A 19,559-nucleotide genomic window follows, 5' to 3' on the forward strand; every position below is an offset into this window, starting at 1 on the left:
TATTTTGTATCACCCAGAAAAATGACCTACAAATTGTTTATTCATCCCAAAACGCCCATTCCCGCCATGCACCGATCATTGGGAAGTACAGTCCCAGTCGGATAGCCCGCTGCTCCATTTGTTGCACCAAGCCGGCGTAGCGTTCCAATTGCGGACGATAGCGTTGTTGTTCACGCGAGAGAAAGGCTTCGATATCTCCTCCCATGTGCGTGCCTGTTTTGTAATCGATGATCCAGCGTATTCCAGCTGCATCGACAAAGGCTCTGTCCATGACGATATGATCGATCCCCGCTTCGCGTAGACCACTCAGCGCCCATTCGCAGTGCGCGTCGGCATGTTGTCCGCTCAATATCCATCGGCCTTTTTCATCTTCCCACAGTTTTTTGAGTGCGTTCGCCAATTGCGCGATGGCCGGGTCGATGTCAGCGCGCGCCATTCCGCTTTGTATCAGCAAGGCTTGGCCGGCACGTTCCAGACGAGGTAAATCCTGCGGGCTAAGCTGCTCGATGCCCACCCGCCCAATGTATTGCAACAATCGGTGCATCACGGTACCAATCTGGCGAGCGGCTTCTCCCGCCCAGTCAAATTCGATCGAATCTTCCGTGATTGGACGCGACGCAGCGATGACCACATTGATTGAATCAGGCGGAGGCGAAGGGTGCCAATCTGTAGCTAGGCGGAATCGTTTTGCCGGTATGAGCGCTGACTGCGCAGGCAGCTCTTGCGAGGCACTTTTTCCCGAATCTTGTTCTTGTTCCTTCGCCTGGATGCCGAGCAGTGCCTGGAACTGTGGTCTGGCGACCGGCCATAGCCGTGCCAGCAAGCAATTGTCGGGAGGAGATTTGATTTCCTGCGCCGTCAAATCCGTGTGATTGACATGCCCGAACAGATGCAGGCGATGTTTTGCGCGGGTGGCTGCCACATAAAGCAACCGGCTCTCTTCCTGATTACTTTTCGCACGATCGAGCTTTCGCAACCAAGCCGTAATGGGATTGGTCTCCTCACCGGCTGCGCTGATGGGCGCAAGCAGCAAAGCAGGATCACCCGATTTGGATGGATACGCCAGCCAGTTCAGCAATTGGGGATCCTCATGCTTACCCTTCCGGCCCAGTCCAGGCAAAATAACCGTATCGAACTCCAACCCTTTCGCTTTGTGTATCGTCATGAGCTGCAGCGAGCCATCGGCCATCACATCCGGCAAGGCATAGAGCCGGCCGACATGCTCATGGAGCGTCTGGATATCCGGCAATTGACCGGCTTCCTCCAATTTTTCCAGCAGCTGAAAATAGACTTCCGCATCATCGAGATCGGTTTGATCTGTCACGCAAGCGGGGCCACCCAGCGCAATCCAGGTGCCTTCGACGTTCCTGCGCAAAGAACGTTTGGCGTGCTGAATAATTGCACTTTCAATGACGGGAAGCACGCGATCAAGCCGCTGCCGACCATCTGCGCTGAGTTGCGCGTGCTGGGGCGCTTGCCGCAGCAGATCGATGATGGTCTGCTGTAAATCTCCTCCTGCCAAACTGTGCAAATCCTGCAAAGTCAGTCCGCACCAAGGCGCCCGCAGCAATGCCAGCCAGGCAATACGATCACCATGATGCAACAAGGCCCGTGTCAGTGCGAGCAAGTCCTGGATCACGGGGCGGTGGGTTAGCCGCTCGATCTCGACCGCCTGGAAACGTAAATTGGCTTGCTTGAGTTGAGCGATGATGCCTATGAGGTGAGAGCGGTTGCGAACCAAGATCGCGGTGGTTCCCTGGGGATAAGCAGTTTTTGCCTGCTGCACGATAGAGACGATTTGTTGCGCTTCGGCCTTCTCATCTCGTCCTAATGAAGGATAAAAAGTCACCGCATCAATTGCTGAAAGCGCATGAAATGCGACCGAGGGTGCGTAAGATACCGCTCCTGAAGAAATCTCATCTTCCAACGGCAAAATGGCCGGGAAATGCCGATTGATCCAATCGACGATCCCTTGCTGGGAGCGAAAGTTGACAGATAGGCGTAAAAACGCGAGCGGAATGTGGCCAAACGCGCCCTGATCGCGGATTTCAAGAAATAGTCCGACCTCGGCCTGTCGGAAACGGTAGATAGACTGCATGGGATCCCCCACCAGAAACAAGGTGCGGCCATCGTCTGGCTGCCACCCTGCGGTTAGCCGTTTCAGCAGTTCTGCTTGGTTAAACGAAGTGTCCTGAAATTCATCTATCAACAAATGCTGGATACGGTAATCGAGCGCCAGCGCCAGATCGGTCGGCGCGTCGGGCTTACCCAGAGCCCGGATAGCGGCCAATGTCAGTGCGGGAAAATCAACTTGCCCAGTCTGCAAAAACGTCAATTCCAGATTGGCCGCCGCTACCCTGAGCAAAGTGAACAAAGCTTCTAACGTTTCCCATTCCGCTTCGCGATAGCAATGCGCGGGAAGATCCCGTACCTCGGCCAATCGCATAATAAATTCCGGCGCCTCCGCAAGAGCTTGCAGCAAAGCCTCCATGCGTTGCTTCATGTCGCGACAGCGTGCTTTTTCTACTGGGTCTTTTATCTCACTTGGTGACGGAAACCCTTCCTTTTTGGTGACTTTTTTTCGTACCTCACGCTTGCTGGTCAGCAGCAGCGAGGCGAGCGCTTCCCATTGCGGACGGTCGTTGGTTTGACTACCAGGTAAAGCCTCCATATTCTGGCACGGCGCGAGCAGTGAATCGCTCGTCTCAGGCTGATTGGCAGCAAATTTTGCCAAGGCGACAATTTCCTGATAATTAACGGCGGCGGCTTGCTCAACGAGTGCTTGCAAGGCGTTGGTCACCCACTCGGCCAGTCCTGCTTCCAGTTGATGGCGCATGAGACCTTCAGCATGAGGATCGGCAAGATAAACCAACCATTGGTCGCGGCGCGCGAGCATGCTTGCGATCAATTGTTGCAATTTATCCAGTTGATTATCCAAATGCGCGATCAAGTGCGCTATGGCATCGGACCACTCACCATCCGATTCCACCGCTTCGATCGTTTGCCGGGCAGCGTCCTGATAAAGATCGAAGGCATCCTCGGCAATCGACGGCAACACGCCGAAACCGGATAAAACCGGCATTTGACTGACCAACTGGGCACAGAGTGAATCGATCGTCTGGATGCGCAAACGCGCCGGATTCTCGAGCAAACGCCAATCCTCAGCTTGATCGCGCGTCAGCACGCGCTGGGCAAGCAGCCAGGTTTGCCGTGCGTATTCGTCAACCGGTGGCGTCGTATCCCGTGCTGTGGTCAACGCGAGCAAGATCCGTTGGCGCATTTCGCTGGCCGCCTTGCGGGTGAAGGTAATTGCCACGATTTCTTCAGGTGAATCCACGCCTGCCAGCAGCACCAGAAAGCGCTGAGTCAGCAAGCCGGTTTTACCTGAACCGGCAGGGGCCTGAACGATAAAGGATTGCTGCGGATCGAGCGCGCGCAGCCGTTCTGCCTGGTCGGCAACCTCAGACATTCGTGCCAAGATCCATCCCCCCTTCCACCCTGTCGCCATCGGCTTCATCCAGTACGGTCAGTTCGTTGATGCGGCATAGCGGCTGCAATGTGCACGAGGCGCAGGTCACGGGATATTGTTTGGGATCGACTGCTGCCTCGCCACGGCAAAAACTGTCGGCAAGTGCTTCCAGCGTAGCTTGCCAGTGTGCCCGAAGCTGCGGCCATCCCCCGAACTCGCGCGCTTGTGCAAGCTGTTCGACAGATTTCATACCTGAAACAATCCCCTCCTCCACTCCGATTCCCTGAAATACCATGTTGCCTGCCCGGATCTGGGCAAAAGTAATACCTGCGAGCGCTTCTTCGGCAATCAAACTGTACAGCGGCAATTGTGGCTCATCGGGGCGATTCCCGAACCACCGGTTGGATTCGGCTTTTCCCGTTTTATAATCGATGATCAATCGGCGGCCATCGGCAATTTCATCGATACGATCAACTTTAAGCTGAATACCAAGTTTTCCTACGGTTACGCTATACTTCCGTTCTTTTTCGATGACCCGGAAAGGCGGGCGTTTTTTTTCAAGCACTAACCATTCCAGTACCTGACCATGCAGCCGCTCGATTTCCATGGCGCGGAAATGCCGGGTGAATGTTTGCGGGTAACGGGGCGCCAGTTCATCGACGGCCATTTCGACCTGCTCCAATACCAGCGTACTGAGCTGATCATCCGGTAGCGCCGTGAGCTGCGCATGCGAATCCAGCTTACCCCATACTTTCTCCATGGCAAGATGTAGCAGCGTACCTCTCGCCATGGCGTTCAAGCCGATTTGAAGCTCGCCCAAGGAGGTTGCGCCCAGACGTAATTCAGCAAATGCCCGAAAAGGACATGCAGCCTGTAGCTTGAAGATACGGCTGCCGCCACCCGCTGTTATCTGTAACAGCGGCGGTGCATCATCGCTGGGCCACTCGCTCAATTGCGCAGCGTGATGTACGCAATCGCGCCATAAGGCAATCGAACTCACGGAAAGGGCGTCCACTGCCAAAGAAGGGTAAGACTTGATCAAGGGACTGGCTCGCAAGGTCTCGTCACCCTCTTGCCGCGGGTAACTGACGATCACCTCATCGGCACTGGTAACGATGCGTTGCGTCAGCATGCGGGTAACAGACAATTCGCGTTGTTCGCTCGAATGCGGCAATCCATGCTTACGTTGAAGCGGCAGGGGTATGAAGGGGTTGGGGCGGGGTGGGTGCGGCCATACGCCATCATGCAATCCCATCATCCATAAATGATCGAACTGAACACCTTGTGCCTCCAGAGGGCCCAGCACCTGAATAGGCGCCTCGCCAGTCTGCGGTTGAAAAATGCGTTCTCTGGCCATCTGCCCGAGCTGACTCAACGCCTCAGACACGGATAGGGTACCCATCACCCAATCCAGCGCGGCCATTTCTGCCAATACCGCATTCCAAGCTTCGGCCACTTGATATTCTTCACTCGATAACCGGTACCCCTCGAGCCAGCCGATCAGCTTGAGCATGTGCGCAAAATTTCGCGCCCATTGTCCAGGATGCGCTTTTCTTGGGCAAATTCGCAACCACGATCTCAACGCATCGAGTTTCTTCGCCAGCACAACGCAGGTGTAGCGGCGATTCGGTTGTGAAGCATAAAAATGGAGGGTGTCGATCGATGTGCTGGGTTCACCCGTTTCGCGCAGCCGTGCATCCAACAAGGTACGCGCGCTCGATTCTTGCTCCCAGCCTGCAATAAATGGCGAGTGGAATAAGGGGTAACCATCTTGCAGGCTAATCGCAGGTTTAAACAGATTCAGCAGTTTCAACGCAGCCGTGATCAACGGAAAAGCACTCAAAGGTTTACCAAACGAGATATTGTAGGGCCGCGCCTGATCCGGCTGCCCAGGATGGAAAACTTGCGGAATCAATATTTGATCCAATGCATGCACGATGATTTCGCGGTGCGCAGCCAGTTCGGGCACCACGACGCCTATTTGCGCCTGAGGATTATCCGCCAGCTTCTGCCGTACCCAGCGCGCCATCAGTAACGCTTCCTGATGACGATCAGCGCAGGCGATCTGAGTCACTTGACTCGGTTTCGGCTGCAATTGTAACCACTCAACATTGCAACCTGCTCGTATCAGTGTTTCCAGCAGGGTCAACTGCTGCGGCAGCAATTCATCAAAACCGGTCAGCACTAATTTATCGGGTGCAGGCAATAACCCACGCTCAAAACACTGGCAAAGCAGATCCGGCAAGCATGTAGTCGATAGCCAGCCCTTTTGTTGGATACGTTGAAATGAGGACTGCCATTGCCAGAATAAACGGCTGTCTTCGTTATATTGAAAAAGCGATTCATGCAAGGGCAAGCGCCATTCATGGCATAACTGCCAGGCTTCTTGTACTTGCGAAGCCGTTTTGCTCATGGGCCGGAAATCAAGATCAGCACCAATCAAGCCCCGCCAAATGACATACTCTTGTTGAAGCGTCAAAAGCTGGCCATACTCATCGGCCAATATTCCCGACACGAGCACCTCTTCCCACAGGCGGTGCAGCCAACTGTTCCACGGTAAAATATCCGGTGTAGGCCGTACTGTCTTGCCATCGTTGGCAGTGGCCTGATCAAAGTGATGACGAAGTACATGAGTCAATCGTCGATTCCCGGTCAGGATGCTGATACCTTGGCTCGCCAAAGCAAGCAGTGTATCTTCGTCCACCTTGCACAAATCGAGTCGGAAATCCGTCATAAGGGGTAGCCTGCCCTTTCTTGTAAAAAATCCACCGCCAAGTGCTGACTGTTCATATCATGTTGAAATAGGTAGAATTACGAACCGAAACACCTTTACATAAAAGAGAAGAATACCAGGAGAACGAATGAAAAAAAATTTGATCAGCAGTATATTCCTTACAGCGATTTTATCATGGTCTGTTCAGGCGCTATCTGATGAGCATACAGAAGCAGCCGAATCCTCTGAAACTTCCACAGTTGAAGCGGCTGCTTCAGAATCAACCAACACATTGCCAAGCGGGCAGGGTTGGCGAGTCGTCCGTATCGTGGAGATGGGAAATTCAGGTAAGTTTGTGCATATGGTACTGGTCGACCAATCCAAAGAAATGGATAGATCCGTCTATGGAGCGGCCATGCATCAAATCTGCGGTAAAGCAACCGATTTCTGTCGTATCAGATTCTGGACGCAGGAACGTTTCATACCCGAAAAAGTCTCCCCCTCGGCCGAGCAGCTCAAGATGCAAAAAGCCGAATATCTCTTTAATAACGCCGCCGGCATCCGTCAGCTCACGTGGTCTTGCGCCGTCAATCCTGACAAAAACCAATGTGTGAATTATTAAGAAGCCTATTTGATTGATGGTCGTGTTTTTTCTTCATTGATTGCTACGCTATTCAATGCACGTAAATTTAAAACACAATACGACCCGTTTAGAACGCCAACCCTTCAATCGCTTAAGCCTTAAAGAGAGCAGGCACTGACAGAAAATCTACGCAAATGCAGACGTTTATGGCAGTGCTACATCTGGTCAACATTTACTCAATCGGGCTTATTTACCCGCCCATACTGGAACTATCACTAAGGCTGTCCGAGAATAGCGATCGTAGCGAGGGTGAGATTGGTTGGCTGCAGTAAATCAGTCTATTCTTGGACAGCATCCTAGAACGTGATAGGCGTTCTGAAATTAATCCTGACATCCTGCGCATCATCGGTTGTTCCCACTGCGAGCGACAAATTATAGGTCGTACGGTTGTTATATCTGAACGAATATCCTAGCAACAATTGCCCGATATCTAATTGACTGCCTTTGATTTTGTCCCGTCCCAATGCGGGCCGTTCCAATGTGGAATTAAAAGCATGCCTGTGTGAATAACCGAGGTTAAACGAGGACCGCTCATTAATGGCAAACCCCATGCCGAAAGTAAGACCGACGGCATCGCCTGGATCGACTTTACCAATGTTTTCTTTGGTGGCTGCGTTATAGAAGTAGCTGAGATTAGCAAAGAAGACTGCCGGATCGGTAGGATATAACGCTGTTACGCTCGGTTGCACGCTAAAAAAACCTACCCCGGTCGGTACCTCGGTAGGATATACGGCCCCAGGTACACCTTGGGCTGGCTCGAAATTGACGTCAAATGGACTCTTGCCCGTGGGTATCGTTGCCAGCAGATTACCAACCAGAATTGGCCACCCCCCTCGTCCAGAATTAAGTTGGTAGCGACCGGCGAATTCGATGTCCCCGATACTGTTGCCGGAAGCATTGAAAGATTCATCAATGCCCGCACCGATACTAACCGGCCGTGAACGCTGCTCATCGAAACGAAAACGATAAGGCACCCTGACTTCCACTTCAAAGCGATCGGTTACACCATAGCGCGCACCAACACTTGCCATCAGGTTATGCTGATCAACCTGGCGAATATCGATCAGACCGAGGGCAATAGCCGGCAAGAACGTAAAAGCATCCAAGAATACCCGGTTATTGCTAGAAAAAGCATATTCCAATGTGGGTTCGAGGACGATCTTACCTTTTCGGGTTAACACTCCACCCACTGTCTCGCTCAACCTTGGCATTTCGGGGGGTCTGGGTTCTTCTTTCGACTGAGGAGGGGCCTGTCCGACTGGCCCCGTAGGCACCTGGATCGGCGGTTGTTCCACGGGTTGGTTGTTTGCAACCCGATCAGGTCGCGGTGGTGCTTCTGAAACGGCAGGCTGAGTTGGAGGCTTGCTGGCAGCTTTGGCTTCGTCAGGTTCCCCTGGTGAGAGCGCATCCAAACGCGCTTTTAATTGCTCGATTTCCTTGCCTTGCTCTAAAATTATTTGCCGCTGCTTCTCGAATTCTTTTTGCTGCTCGGTAAAGAGTTTTTTATACTGTTCAAGAACATCCTCTGGTTTTTCAGTTTGAGCATAGCTCCCACTGACAAGAAAAAGGGAAGCGCCTAAAACTAGTGATTGGGTAATCACGCTAGTGCTATATTTCTTCCCCTCTTTGCATCTTTTCATTCCAGGTTGTTTTCTCCACAAATAATTAACGCACACCCGGCACAATAAAATCGGTAAACACTCGACTGGTGTCATTAGTCAAATCGAGTGCCTTCAAATTACTGATAGTCACATTGAGCTCTGTAATCGCGCTGATTAACTGATTATCAAGGTTGTTCTGAATGACGGAGCTCAATGCCGAAGCCCCTAAGTCAACCCCCATATTCTGCAATACCAACCCATCGTCAGGAAACTTGAAGGAAGACGAGAACGTTTCTACGCCATTCAGATAAATCGATTTTACCAGACTTAAATCGACATGTACGCCATTCGGAAGAATGAACCCTCCCCTCAACTGTTCCAGTTCTTCATCGGTAGCGCGCGGCCACGTCGCAAAATGACTCAAAATAGCCTCTTCTGACATATCTTTCGCCATAATTGAGTTGGCAGCGCTCAATAGCGCAAGAAAAAATATGCTGCTGATAGATTTTTGATAAAAAGCAGTCGTTTTCATTTTCTCACCTCGTAGCCGCTCAGAAATCCCAAGGTCCCGGGCGATGCAATACATTAAAGTCACTCAAACTGGCACGATCAACCGCTTCCCCTAAAGGCGCCATCCGGCTTACCCATTCTCGTTCATTATTCAGCCGGTTCGTGCCGAGATCTCGCTGGTCGTGAATCATAAACAAGATCCGGTTGTCCCACATCTTCTCAAAATGCTCTCTTCCCACGATCTTAACCCCCACGGCAGGATCCCCCACCAATACCCGCTCTTCAGTGACGCCTTTAATGATGACGAAATGCAGGTAACCGTTATCGTTGATAATGGTAATTGCGGGACTACCAGAAATAAGCAATTGATCGAGATTTATCTTAAACCCATCTGACCGATATCCCCTGCGCTCCAGGTACATCTTCATATCCAGCATAGAGAAACCTTCTTTCTGAATTTTGGGTTGATTCCCGTGCTGGAACATATCGATGAAGACCGCTTGTTCCGTCACTTGATCGTCGTAGTGAAAAGTGAGGAGGCTGGCTAGTGCTGCCGATCCACAACTGAAATCGAACTGTTGCCGGTATACAGTGCTAAAGCGCCGTTCGGCATAGCTTTTGCCGACAACATAATAGTTCCCTCCCCCTGCGATCCCATTTAGATCGATGGCACCAGCCTCCTCGAACCCTACCCCCGGTATCAGTATTAAAAAAGCACAGGTGATTCTCTTCATATTCCTGTCAAATACCTTCATGATTACCCACTGCGTGAACGCGATGATGAAGATCAGCAAGGTTGCTCAGCGATTAGTTTTCATTTGGAGCACCTTTCCCTGCTACTACGACAGTTTTACCGTCATGTTTTACCACTTATTTAAATCACTAATGTGCCATTCCTCATGGCATTAGCGAAAAAGTAACCAAAAAATTACTGCACATTGAATACCTCAAGGAATAACCGTCACATTTACGATAGTCGAATCCTGGATAATGACGTTGTTACCAGAATTCTGGATCACCGAAAACATACCCATGGCCCCAGCGAATGATCCATTGTCGATAATGTTTACACCTGTTACATTGTTGGTCGCTGTATTACCCGATAGCACTGCGTTCACATCCATATTATTGAACACGTTCATATCGATCCCTTCACGACCGCGCGCATTATCGAGCTCCTCCAATGTTGCTATTTCAGTCAGATAAGAAATAGGAACAGATTCGACAGAATCAGCCCAAACCGCCTGGGTTGACAGCAAGCTAATGATCACAAAACAGCAACTTCTTATCATCATCTTCATACCACCCTCTCTGATTCTCTATTCTTCAGCGCCTTGAAAAGGTCTCCCAAATCAAGTAACGATAGAAGCCAGTACAGAGCTATCCTGCATTGAGTTACCACTCACAATGACCAGAGTAGCAAGCTACTCCGGTCATCCCGCTCATAGCTATGGCTAGCTTACATTCAAGCCTATTGTTGAGGGCTGACGTTTACATTGCCTTGGAATGAGACTTGCTGTTGAATCAGTGCATTAGAGCCAAAATTCTGGGCAGCTTGATTCAAGCCTGCAGCACCATTATAAGAACCCGAAATTTCATTGTAGGCTGTAACCGTGGCTGCCGCGTTCGAGGTATCAGGCAATGCATCTGCGCCTACGCCGGTGACAGTACCTGCTAGGGTAGAATTGTTTACAGAGTAAGTGCTGGTTGCATCTCCACCATTGGACGCTGCGCTGCCATTCGAAGCGGATGTTTGGCTATTGTCGCTGTTGTTGGTGTTATCCACCGTTGCCGTACTGCTGTTGTTGGCAGCTGCAGAGCCGGCAGCACCCGCATTGGCAAAGCTATTGTCACTGTTGTCGCTGTTATCTGAACGGTCAGAATAAGCAGTACTTCCATTGTTAGCAGCCGCATCAGTCGCAGTTGCGGCACTGTTATCGCTATTGTCTACGGTGGAAGTACTGTTGTTGTTGGCAGCGGCCGCACCTTGCGCAGAAGCATCTGCGTAGCTGTTGTCGCTGTTGTCGCTGTTATCCGAGGTGGCGGTACTGTTATTGTTAGCAGCCGCAGAGCCATTGGCATTGGCCGCAGCTGCGCTATGGTCGCTGTTATCGCTGTTATTGCTGTTGTCGCTGTTATCGCTGTTGTCACTGTTATTACTGTGGTCGCTATTGTTAGAACGATCGGATGTCGCCAAACTAAAATTATTGGCAGCCGCATCAGCCGCGTTAGCAGCACTGTTATCGCTGTTATCGCTGTTATTGCTGTTATTGCTATTGTCACTGTTGTTTGAGTGATCAGATGTCGCTAAGCTGAAGTTATTAGCAGCAGCGTCAGTCGAATTGGCAGCGCTGTTATCGCTGTTGTCGCCGTTATAGCTATTATCATTGATAGAATTGTTGGTATTGTCTTCTGCCGTCGAATATTCATTCGCAGCAATACCTGAACTGCTTTGATTGCTATCAGCCGTTGCCGTCTGGTTAGTGACCGTGTCAGCGGTATTGGTTGGGTTCGCCATTGCATTGCCCGTCATGCCAAACGCAAGCACGATGCTCGCCACCAAGATTTTTTTACTAAACTGTTCCATTTGAGTATCTCCTATGAGATCGGATTGATTGAACATGTAAAATTCATTAGCAACAAAACGGATCAGCTTTTTTCCCTTAGATAAAAAGATATAAAAAGATACACGCAGATTCCGTATTGCTGTCTGGGAATGCTAAGCGATAAAGAACAGGGGGGCAATAATGCATTTGCATACAACGCTCTTACACGGTGTCTTGCTCCCACCTACTATTCAGCGATAAGTGGAGTAGCGAAGCCCCGGGCAGAACGATCGGGCTCATTTCTACCAGCCGTTAAACACCTATCATCTACATTGAATGGCGAGACTACTGTCCAAAAACAGTCGGTTTTTAGCCCAGAAATCAATAGAGCATGAAACAGCTATAAATTTGGATAACCAACTTAGAGTTAGGCGCTATCCGAATCCAGAATTGATGAAACAGGAAGCGTTGATTTAAGAGAAACGATAAGGAAAATAGAGACTACGTTATTTAGGTATTTTTCATTTTCATTTACTTACCGGGAGTGAGAGGAGACGAAAAAAATCCGCAACCTCCCCCCTATTATTTCATCCTTCATGATCAATACAATTGAACCTGCCTAATTATGACGTTAGCAAAATTAATTCTCATGGCATGGCATTTCTCGATTCTACTGATCATTGATTACCTACATCATGGTCCCGTTGATTTTAAAGATACGCTCTTTAACTTACCTTCTTTGCTCTCGGTTTACGCCGGATCAATCCTTTTTCCTCCGCTGTTCGCAATGCCTCATATCTGCAATGTACATTCATAAAGGCAAGGATTCGCTGGAACTCAGTTCTAATCGTTGCAGGTGAAAGTCCCAAGTATGTTGCAAGAATTTTAGTATTGGTCGTTTTCTTTTCAAGACAAGCTTCTAACAAAGTATAGAGCGCTGGCGTTAGTCTTTTTTCTTGATTGTGATCTTTATCATTTATATTCACACTCATAAAACTATCCTTTCTCAACAATAAATCTAAATAAACACTTCTCAAAAGCCCAATTTACCCGCTTTTCATTCAAGGTTTACTAATTTGATTGATGAATCTGAAACAGCAGTAGCCTGTCACACTTTGATATCACTCATATCGAATATACCCAAGGCGCACTGCACTACCTGGTGACTAAAACTTCCTCATACTAAAAAAAGCAAAAAATGTGCCAGAAATAGGATAGAAGTTGTAGGTAGCTGATAAAAATGAATTTATAATTGAGCTACAAAGCCTAATTACAAGCTTATATAGTAATCTGTAAAAAATTCCGACAGATTTTTATTATTCAAAAGTTAATCAGGCTGGCGGTTGCTTTTCCTCGCAAACAAGGAAACATGCGTTTCAATTTTTACAGAAATTAGTTTGGGTCATGCTGAAGCCCAAAGAAAAACCTTTTTGCAACTCTCGTAGAAAATCGGGAAAGTTTTTATGAGCAGTATTTAGATGTGATCTTGCTGAATTTCTTCACGCACGGCAGCTGCATGCATCGCCACACGCCTTATAGCGAGCTCATCAGACTATAAAAGAGCGCCACGAAAGAAATCAAATAAGATTTGCTTGGGAGCAAAAAAGTAGAATATGAAGTTATAGCAAGCTGATGAACGATACGCGTAGTTTTTTACTTTTTATTACATGCTTGCTCGTCGTCAATTTGAGGTAGGCCCGAGCAAAACCAACAGCCAATTAATAGCCGTTTAGATCAAACTCACGCGCCCATCAATAACCGGAGCTCACTATAAGTAAGCTCCGGTATCACGGCTGTTACCTTATCGCAACTTATTGATTGACGTTTACGTTGCCTTGGAATGAAACTTGCTGCTGAATCAAAGAACTCGAACCAAAGTTCTGTGCAGCTTGATTCAAGCCTGCAGCGCCATTGAACGAATCACTGACATTATTATAGGCGGTAATCGCCCCGGCTTCATTTGTTGTGGTTGGAATTTCACTCACTCCCGCTCCCGTTACAGCACCTTCAAGCGCCGAGTTGTTGACAGAGTAGGTACTGGTAGCATTACCACCATTGGAAGCGGCTCCACCATTGTCTGCCCAGGTCGAGCTGTTATCGCTGTTGTTGGTGTTGTCTACCGTTGCGGTACTGCCATTGTTAGCCGCAGCGGCTCCAGCGGCACTCGCGCTCGCACTGCTGTTGTCGCTGTTGTCGCTGTTGTCTGAACGATCGGACCAGGCGGTGCTGCCGTTATTAGCAGCGGCGTCAGTTGCAGTTGCAGCACTGTTGTCGCTGTTATCTACAGTTGAAGTACTGCCATTGTTGGCAGCAGCCGAGCCTTCAGCAGAAGCGTAGGCAGCACTGTTGTCGCTGTTGTCGCTGTTGTCGGAAGTAGCTGTACTGCCATTATTTGCAGCAGCCGATCCATCTGAATTTGCGTGGGCTGCGCTGTTGTCGCTGTTGTTGCTGTTATCGCTGTTGTTGCTGTTATCGCTGTTGTTGCTGTTATCGCTATTATTGCTGTTGTCGGAACGATCAGACCAAGCAGTACTTCCGTTGTTGGCAGCAGCGTCAGTCGAATTAGCGGCACTGTTATCGCTGTTGTTGCTGTTGTCGCTGTTGTCGCTGTTGTCGCTGTTATCAGAGCGATCGGACCAAGCGGTGCTTGAATTATTGGCAGCAGCGTCAGTCGAATTAGCGGCACTGTTATCGCTGTTATTACTGTTGTCGCTGTTGTCATTGGCTGAGTTATCGGTATTGTCGGTCGCTGTTGAGAACTCATTCGCAGCGATACCTGAACCGCTTTGATCGCTTGTAGCCGTTGCCGTTTGGTCATTGACGACTTCTACCGCTGTGTTGGTCGGATTCGCCATGGCATTTCCCGCCATGCCAAAAGCAAGCACGATGCTCGCCACCAGGATTTTTTTACTAAACTGTTCCATTTGAGTATCTCCTATGAGATCGGATTGATTGAACATGTAAAATCAGCAACAAAACAGATCCCTGCTCACGATTCGGAAAAAATTTGAATCAAACCTGATCCTGCTTTGCTGTGATGCCATGCTAAGGGATATAGAACAGTCTATCAATAATGCATTTGCATACAATGCACCCTTACAGCACATCAGTTACCGCAATACCTAACTCTAGGCACCGACACTAAGAGTAAGTAACAAGCAGCTCATGAAGCCATTTCAATCACAATCTCAGTGGCTGGATTCGTGCGGTTAAATATGTAGAGCACGCTTGTCGACAGCCAGCGCTGCTTCATGCAGTACTTCCGATAGCGATGGATGCGCATGGATAATTCGTGCAAGATCCTCGCTGCTGGCAGCAAATTCCATCGCGACAACCGCTTCTGCGATCATTTCGGAGACATAGGGCCCCATCATATGCACACCTAAAATACGGTCGGATTCGGCGTCGGCGAGCACTTTGACGAAGCCGCTCGTTTCCCCCAGCGCACGTGCACGTCCATTCGCCATGAACGAAAATTGTCCCGCCCGATAAGTGATCCCTTCCTCCTTGAGTTGTTGTTCGGTTTTGCCTACCCAGGCAATTTCGGGGGAGGTATAGATCACCCAAGGTACGCAATTCAAATCAACCTCAGTTGGTCTACCACTTTCCTGTTTGCGAGACGCGATCGTTTCCGCAACCGCCACGCCTTCTTCCGAGGCCTTATGCGCCAGCATGGGGCCTCTCACCACGTCACCCACTGCATAGATTTTGGGCAAATTGGTACGGCAATGTGCATCGACTTCGATATAACCGCGTTCATCCACCTTCAAACCGATTTCATCCGCACCCAGGCCGGCAATATTGGGAATCCTGCCGATTGCCACGATGAGTTTGTCCACTTCAAGTTTTTGTGCTTCCTGCTTAGCATCAGCGTAATCGATCGTTATTTGTTGTTGTTTGCGCTCAATCGATTTGATTTCGACCCCGGTTTGAATGATCAAACCCAGTTCACGCGTAAATATTTTTTGCGCTTCCTTCGCGATTTGCTCGTCTGCCGCCATCAGAAAACTGGGTTGTGCTTCCAATATCGTCACCTCAGAACCCAGTCGGCGCCAGACGCTGCCCATTTCCAGGCCGATCACCCCTGCACCGATCACACCAAGGCGCTTAGGCACCTCTGTCAGTGCCAAGGCACCTGCATTATCCAGCACACACTCATTATCGATTTCGATCATCGGAAGTGGCCGGGGAATCGATCCCGTTGCGATGACAATGTATTCGGCTTGAATTTCTTCTGTTTCTTCACCATTCTTGACTTGTATTTTCCAAGGGTCATTTTCGCTCTCTCGCTTGAGTAATGTACCCCGGCCATGCAGGGAAGCCACCTTGTTTTTCTTGAACAGCATGGCAATCCCACCGGTAAATGCCTTAACGATTTTGTTTTTACGCGCGATCATCACAGGCACATCGACCGACAGGCCTTCCAGCTTGATGCCGTGATCGGTGAATTTCTTTGCTGCACGTTCAAAATTTTCAGAAGATTCAAGCAACGCTTTGGAAGGGATACACCCCACATTGAGACAGGTGCCCCCCAAGCTTGCAACACCCTGATCGTTTTTCCATTCATCGATACACACTGTGTTTAATCCCAGCTGCGCGCAGCGGATAGCAGCCACATAGCCGCCGGGGCCCGCACCAATGACGGCCACATCGAAAGATTTAGTCATACATCACCCTATAAATTAATGGTTACAAACGTACGATCGCTTATTATTGGAAGAAGATTTATCATGTCATACTCCCAATCATTCTATTCGCTCTCAATAGCTATATTCTCAAGCACTTAAGACTCATTCAATCAAAATAAAAGCGCTTGGTTGCTGATGCCTATTTCACTGATTTCCCTGACCGCACGAACATACGTACCTTCTGCGCGCAATTGAATCATCGATTTCGCATATCGCCTACCACGCATATGCGCTAATCGTGCGAGGCTCACAGCCGGAATTTCCCATTGCAAGGTTTCGAGCAATTGATCTGCCGCTTGCGCATCGTTGCATACCAGTATCATGTCGCAGCCCGCGCGCAATGCTGCCTGCGCACGGTCACGGATATCACCGTAACCCGCTGCGCCTTGCATACTCAAGTCATCACTGAAGATACACCCTTCAAACCTCAATTCGCCACGCAAAATGGTGTTAAGCCAGAAGTGAGAAAAGCCTGCCGGATGTTTATCCACCCTTGGATAAATAACATGGGCTGCCATCATGCCGGTCAAACCAAAGTCGATCATTTGCCGGAAGGGAACCAAATCGCTCATTTCGATATCGGCATAGGCGCGTTCATCGATGGCAATCTCGTGATGAGTATCGGCTCGAATATAGCCATGACCGGGGAAATGTTTGCCCACTGCAGCCATACCGCCCGATTTCAACCCTAACATGAGGCTGTGCGCAAGTTCTGCAACGGCCTGCGGTTTGCGGTGAAATGAACGGTCACCGATGACAGAGCTTTGCCCGTGATCGACATCGAGTACTGGCGTAAAGCTCAAATCGACACCGCACGCAGATAACTCTGCCGCCAATACGAAGCCCGTTTGCTGCGCCAAACGACGTGCTCTGTGAGGTTGCGCATCCCAGAGTTTTCCTAACGACCGCATTGCCGGCAGGGAAGTAAAATCATGGCGGAAGCGCTGCACACGTCCTCCTTCATGATCTACCGCAATCAATAAAGGCGGCGTCCTGAGTGCGTGAATTTCAGCCGTCAGTGCAGCCAGTTGCTCACAGGACTCATAATTGCGGGTAAACAAGATGACGCCTCCAGTCAGAGGATGGCGCAATCTTACTTTGTCCTCGTCTGATAGACAGGTACTCGCGATATCGAGCATCACGGGTCCCAATGTCATCACGCCTTCTCCAGGATGACAAAAGCGCTGGCCAAATTGATTTCATCGCTCAGAGAGAGGTGATGACCGATAATTCCCTCACTCTGAAGCAACTTGGCCAATTCAGGGTGAAACTGAAAATAGGGTTGACCGAGCGGCGTATGGTCGACGGCAATATTGTTTAGCGTAACCGGAAAACGTAAACCTGTCCCCATCGCTTTGGAGAGTGCTTCTTTGGCCGCAAATCGCTTAGCCAAAAACATGGCGGGTCGGTTATTCTTAATATAATCGGGCCACTCCTGCTCTGCCAACAATCGCCGTGCAAAACGCTCACCATACTTTTCGAGTGAATGCGCGATTCGGGATGACTCGACGATATCCGTTCCGATCCCATAGATCATAGGCTTGCTTCCTGTATCAGCGCTTTCATCTCGCTTACCGCCTGGGCAAAACCGACGAATAAAGCATGCGATACGATCGCATGACCGATATTCAGTTCGGAAAGCCCCGGTATAGCCGCGATGGGGCGAGTATTTTGATAATGCAATCCGTGCCCGGCATTGACGCTCAATCCCTGGCCTATGCCATACGCAACGGCCGCACAGATTTTTTCCAGTTCACTTTGCTGCGTATCGTCATCCTTGGCATCCGCGTAATGGCCCGTATGTATCTCGATCACGGGTGCACCCGCCCTGACTGCAGCATCGATCTGCTCGCGCTCGGCATTAATAAATAGCGAAACACGGATACCGGCCTCCGCCAGCTTGCTACAGGCTGTTTTCACTTGTTCGAAATACCGAACGACGTCCAAGCCACCCTCAGTCGTCAATTCTTCGCGTCTTTCCGGCACCAGGCATACGTCATGCGGCTTGATACGACACGCAAAGGCAATCATTTCAGGCGTTACGGCACTTTCCAAATTCATGCGAGTTCGAAGTCGCTCGCGTAAAATTTCGACATCCCGATCCTGGATATGCCGACGATCTTCACGCAAGTGAAGCGTGATGGCGTCCGCTCCGGCAGACTCCGCAATCAGCGCAGCCTCGACTGGGCTCGGATATACTGTTCCTCGCGCCTGCCGCAGTGTGGCAACATGGTCTATATTAACCCCTAGGGCAATCATAATGGCCGCATCCCTTTATGCATTAATCAAAAAATCGAGAATTGGCTGCTCAAGCCAATATAAGAATCTCACGAACTCACTCATAACCCAGATTCTTCAATGTATTAACATCATCCGCCCAGCCGCTTTTTACCTTAACCCAAACTTCGAGATACACTTTACTGCCGAACAATTTTTCCATATCTTTCCGCGCCTGAGTAGCCACTAACTTGAGTTTTTCGCCCTGCTTACCGATCACAATGGCCTTTTGATTGGCCTTTTCGACTAAAATACACGCAAAGATTTTGCGTAAATGGCCTTCTATTGTGAACTGATCGATTACCACGCTGGTTGAATAAGGAATTTCATCCCCCATTAAGCGAAATAATTTTTCACGTATCATCTCTGCCGCCAGAAAACGCTCGCTTCGGTCACTGATTTCATCTTCGTCAAATAGCGGAGGACTCTCTGGCAGATAAGGCCGGACCATCTCAAGCAACGCTGGCAATTGCGACCCTGTTGCCGCGCTAATAGGAATGATGCCCGCAAAGCCAAACTTCCTTGCCATATTTTCCATAAAAGGAAGGAGTTGATGCTTTTTCTCCAAACGATCTACCTTATTAATGACGAGAATCACAGGTATGTTGGTGGGTAATAGTTTAAGGACCTGTTCATCACGTTCGTCAAAACGCCTCGCCTCAATGACAAATAATATGGCATCGACATCACGCACGCTTTGCGTAACCACGCGGTTCATGATCTGATTGAGTTGATTTCGGTACCGCATCTGAAATCCCGGCGTATCCACAAAAATGAACTGAGATTGTGTGTCGGTCAAAATTCCATGAATGCGATGCCGGGTTGTTTGTGCTTTTTTTGAGGTTATACTGATTTTTTGTTGAATCAGGTGATTAAGCAGCGTCGACTTACCAACGTTGGGCCGCCCCACAATGGCTATATAGCCTGTTCTGAAATGCTTAGCATCCATAGAATTTTTTATTTCCGCATTCATTCAACGCATTCCCTGAGCGAAGGCAAGAGTAGGTAGAAAAACAATGAAGGGGTACAAGACGAGGATAACACTGGCAAGAAATAGGGCGTCATCACACCTAGGATAATTCTGAGCCTGTTTCTCACGAAACATCCCTCTC

At 49.5% G+C, this 19,559-nt stretch carries 15 protein-coding genes; 1 reads left to right on the top strand and 14 read right to left on the bottom strand.

Translation table 11 applies throughout. The features are described 5' to 3' along the window. Positions 1-37: 37 nt before the first annotated feature. Positions 38-3,508, bottom strand: a complete 3,471-nt coding sequence (locus C8R30_RS02700) for a UvrD-helicase domain-containing protein (RefSeq protein ID WP_219908812.1) — start codon at positions 3,506-3,508, stop codon at positions 38-40. After that, positions 3,462-6,203: a PD-(D/E)XK nuclease family protein gene (locus C8R30_RS02705; RefSeq protein ID WP_107789496.1), complete on the bottom strand. Its 2,742-nt coding sequence runs from the start codon at positions 6,201-6,203 to the stop codon at positions 3,462-3,464. The genes C8R30_RS02700 and C8R30_RS02705 overlap by 47 nt, the downstream gene beginning before the upstream one ends. 127 nt (positions 6,204-6,330) lie before the next feature. Here C8R30_RS02705 and C8R30_RS02710 point away from each other — a divergent pair, with 127 nt between their 5' ends. Next, the gene (locus C8R30_RS02710; protein WP_090668298.1) at positions 6,331-6,804 is read left to right on the top strand and encodes a hypothetical protein; all 474 of its coding nucleotides are present in this window, start codon (positions 6,331-6,333) and stop codon (positions 6,802-6,804) included. 317 nt (positions 6,805-7,121) lie between these two features. Here C8R30_RS02710 and C8R30_RS02715 read toward each other — a convergent pair whose 3' ends face one another. The 12 genes from C8R30_RS02715 to era all read right to left on the bottom strand — a co-directional run bounded on the left by C8R30_RS02715 (position 7,122) and on the right by era (position 19,420). After that, the gene (locus tag C8R30_RS02715) at positions 7,122-8,465 is read right to left on the bottom strand and encodes a hypothetical protein (RefSeq protein ID WP_090668301.1); all 1,344 of its coding nucleotides are present in this window, start codon (positions 8,463-8,465) and stop codon (positions 7,122-7,124) included. A 25-nt stretch (positions 8,466-8,490) separates the two neighbouring features. Continuing rightward, a complete protein-coding gene (locus C8R30_RS02720; RefSeq protein WP_090668304.1) occupies positions 8,491-8,958 on the bottom strand; it encodes a hypothetical protein in 468 nt (155 codons plus the stop codon). Positions 8,959-8,977: 19 nt separating this feature from the next. Beyond that, a complete protein-coding gene (locus C8R30_RS02725; RefSeq protein ID WP_090668474.1) occupies positions 8,978-9,670 on the bottom strand; it encodes a C39 family peptidase in 693 nt (230 codons plus the stop codon). 213 nt (positions 9,671-9,883) lie between these two features. Further along, positions 9,884-10,231 carry a hypothetical protein gene (locus C8R30_RS02730; RefSeq protein WP_239654154.1) on the bottom strand — a complete coding sequence of 116 codons (348 nt, stop codon included), beginning with the start codon at positions 10,229-10,231 and terminating at the stop codon, positions 9,884-9,886. 176 nt (positions 10,232-10,407) lie between these two features. Further along, positions 10,408-11,523 carry a hypothetical protein gene (locus tag C8R30_RS02735; protein ID WP_090668476.1) on the bottom strand — a complete coding sequence of 372 codons (1,116 nt, stop codon included), beginning with the start codon at positions 11,521-11,523 and terminating at the stop codon, positions 10,408-10,410. Positions 11,524-12,207: 684 nt separating this feature from the next. Next, positions 12,208-12,474 (bottom strand): MalT transcriptional regulator family protein, encoded by a 267-nt coding sequence (locus C8R30_RS02740; protein ID WP_107784393.1) that lies wholly within the window; start codon positions 12,472-12,474, stop codon positions 12,208-12,210. Positions 12,475-13,293: 819 nt separating this feature from the next. Beyond that, a complete protein-coding gene (locus C8R30_RS02745) occupies positions 13,294-14,406 on the bottom strand; it encodes a hypothetical protein (RefSeq protein ID WP_107784297.1) in 1,113 nt (370 codons plus the stop codon). A 285-nt stretch (positions 14,407-14,691) separates the two neighbouring features. Further along, positions 14,692-16,149, bottom strand: coding sequence for a dihydrolipoyl dehydrogenase (lpdA, locus tag C8R30_RS02750; RefSeq protein WP_107789497.1), 1,458 nt, complete (start codon positions 16,147-16,149; stop codon positions 14,692-14,694). A gap of 131 nt (positions 16,150-16,280) precedes the next feature. Beyond that, the gene (gene nagZ, locus C8R30_RS02755) at positions 16,281-17,327 is read right to left on the bottom strand and encodes a beta-N-acetylhexosaminidase (RefSeq protein WP_107789498.1); all 1,047 of its coding nucleotides are present in this window, start codon (positions 17,325-17,327) and stop codon (positions 16,281-16,283) included. After that, on the bottom strand, positions 17,327-17,707 hold the full coding sequence (gene acpS / locus C8R30_RS02760; RefSeq protein WP_090668318.1) for a holo-ACP synthase: 381 nt from the start codon (positions 17,705-17,707) through the stop codon (positions 17,327-17,329). The genes nagZ and acpS overlap by 1 nt, the downstream gene beginning before the upstream one ends. Next, complete coding sequence (pdxJ, locus tag C8R30_RS02765; protein ID WP_090668321.1) at positions 17,704-18,429, bottom strand: pyridoxine 5'-phosphate synthase; 726 nt, start codon at positions 18,427-18,429, stop codon at positions 17,704-17,706. The genes acpS and pdxJ overlap by 4 nt, the downstream gene beginning before the upstream one ends. Positions 18,430-18,505: 76 nt before the next feature. Continuing rightward, positions 18,506-19,420 (bottom strand): GTPase Era, encoded by a 915-nt coding sequence (era, locus tag C8R30_RS02770; RefSeq protein ID WP_420812385.1) that lies wholly within the window; start codon positions 19,418-19,420, stop codon positions 18,506-18,508. Positions 19,421-19,559 lie beyond the last annotated feature (139 nt).

This window comes from Nitrosomonas nitrosa (assembly GCF_003051105.1).
Taxonomy (GTDB): Bacteria; Pseudomonadota; Gammaproteobacteria; order Burkholderiales; family Nitrosomonadaceae; genus Nitrosomonas; species Nitrosomonas nitrosa.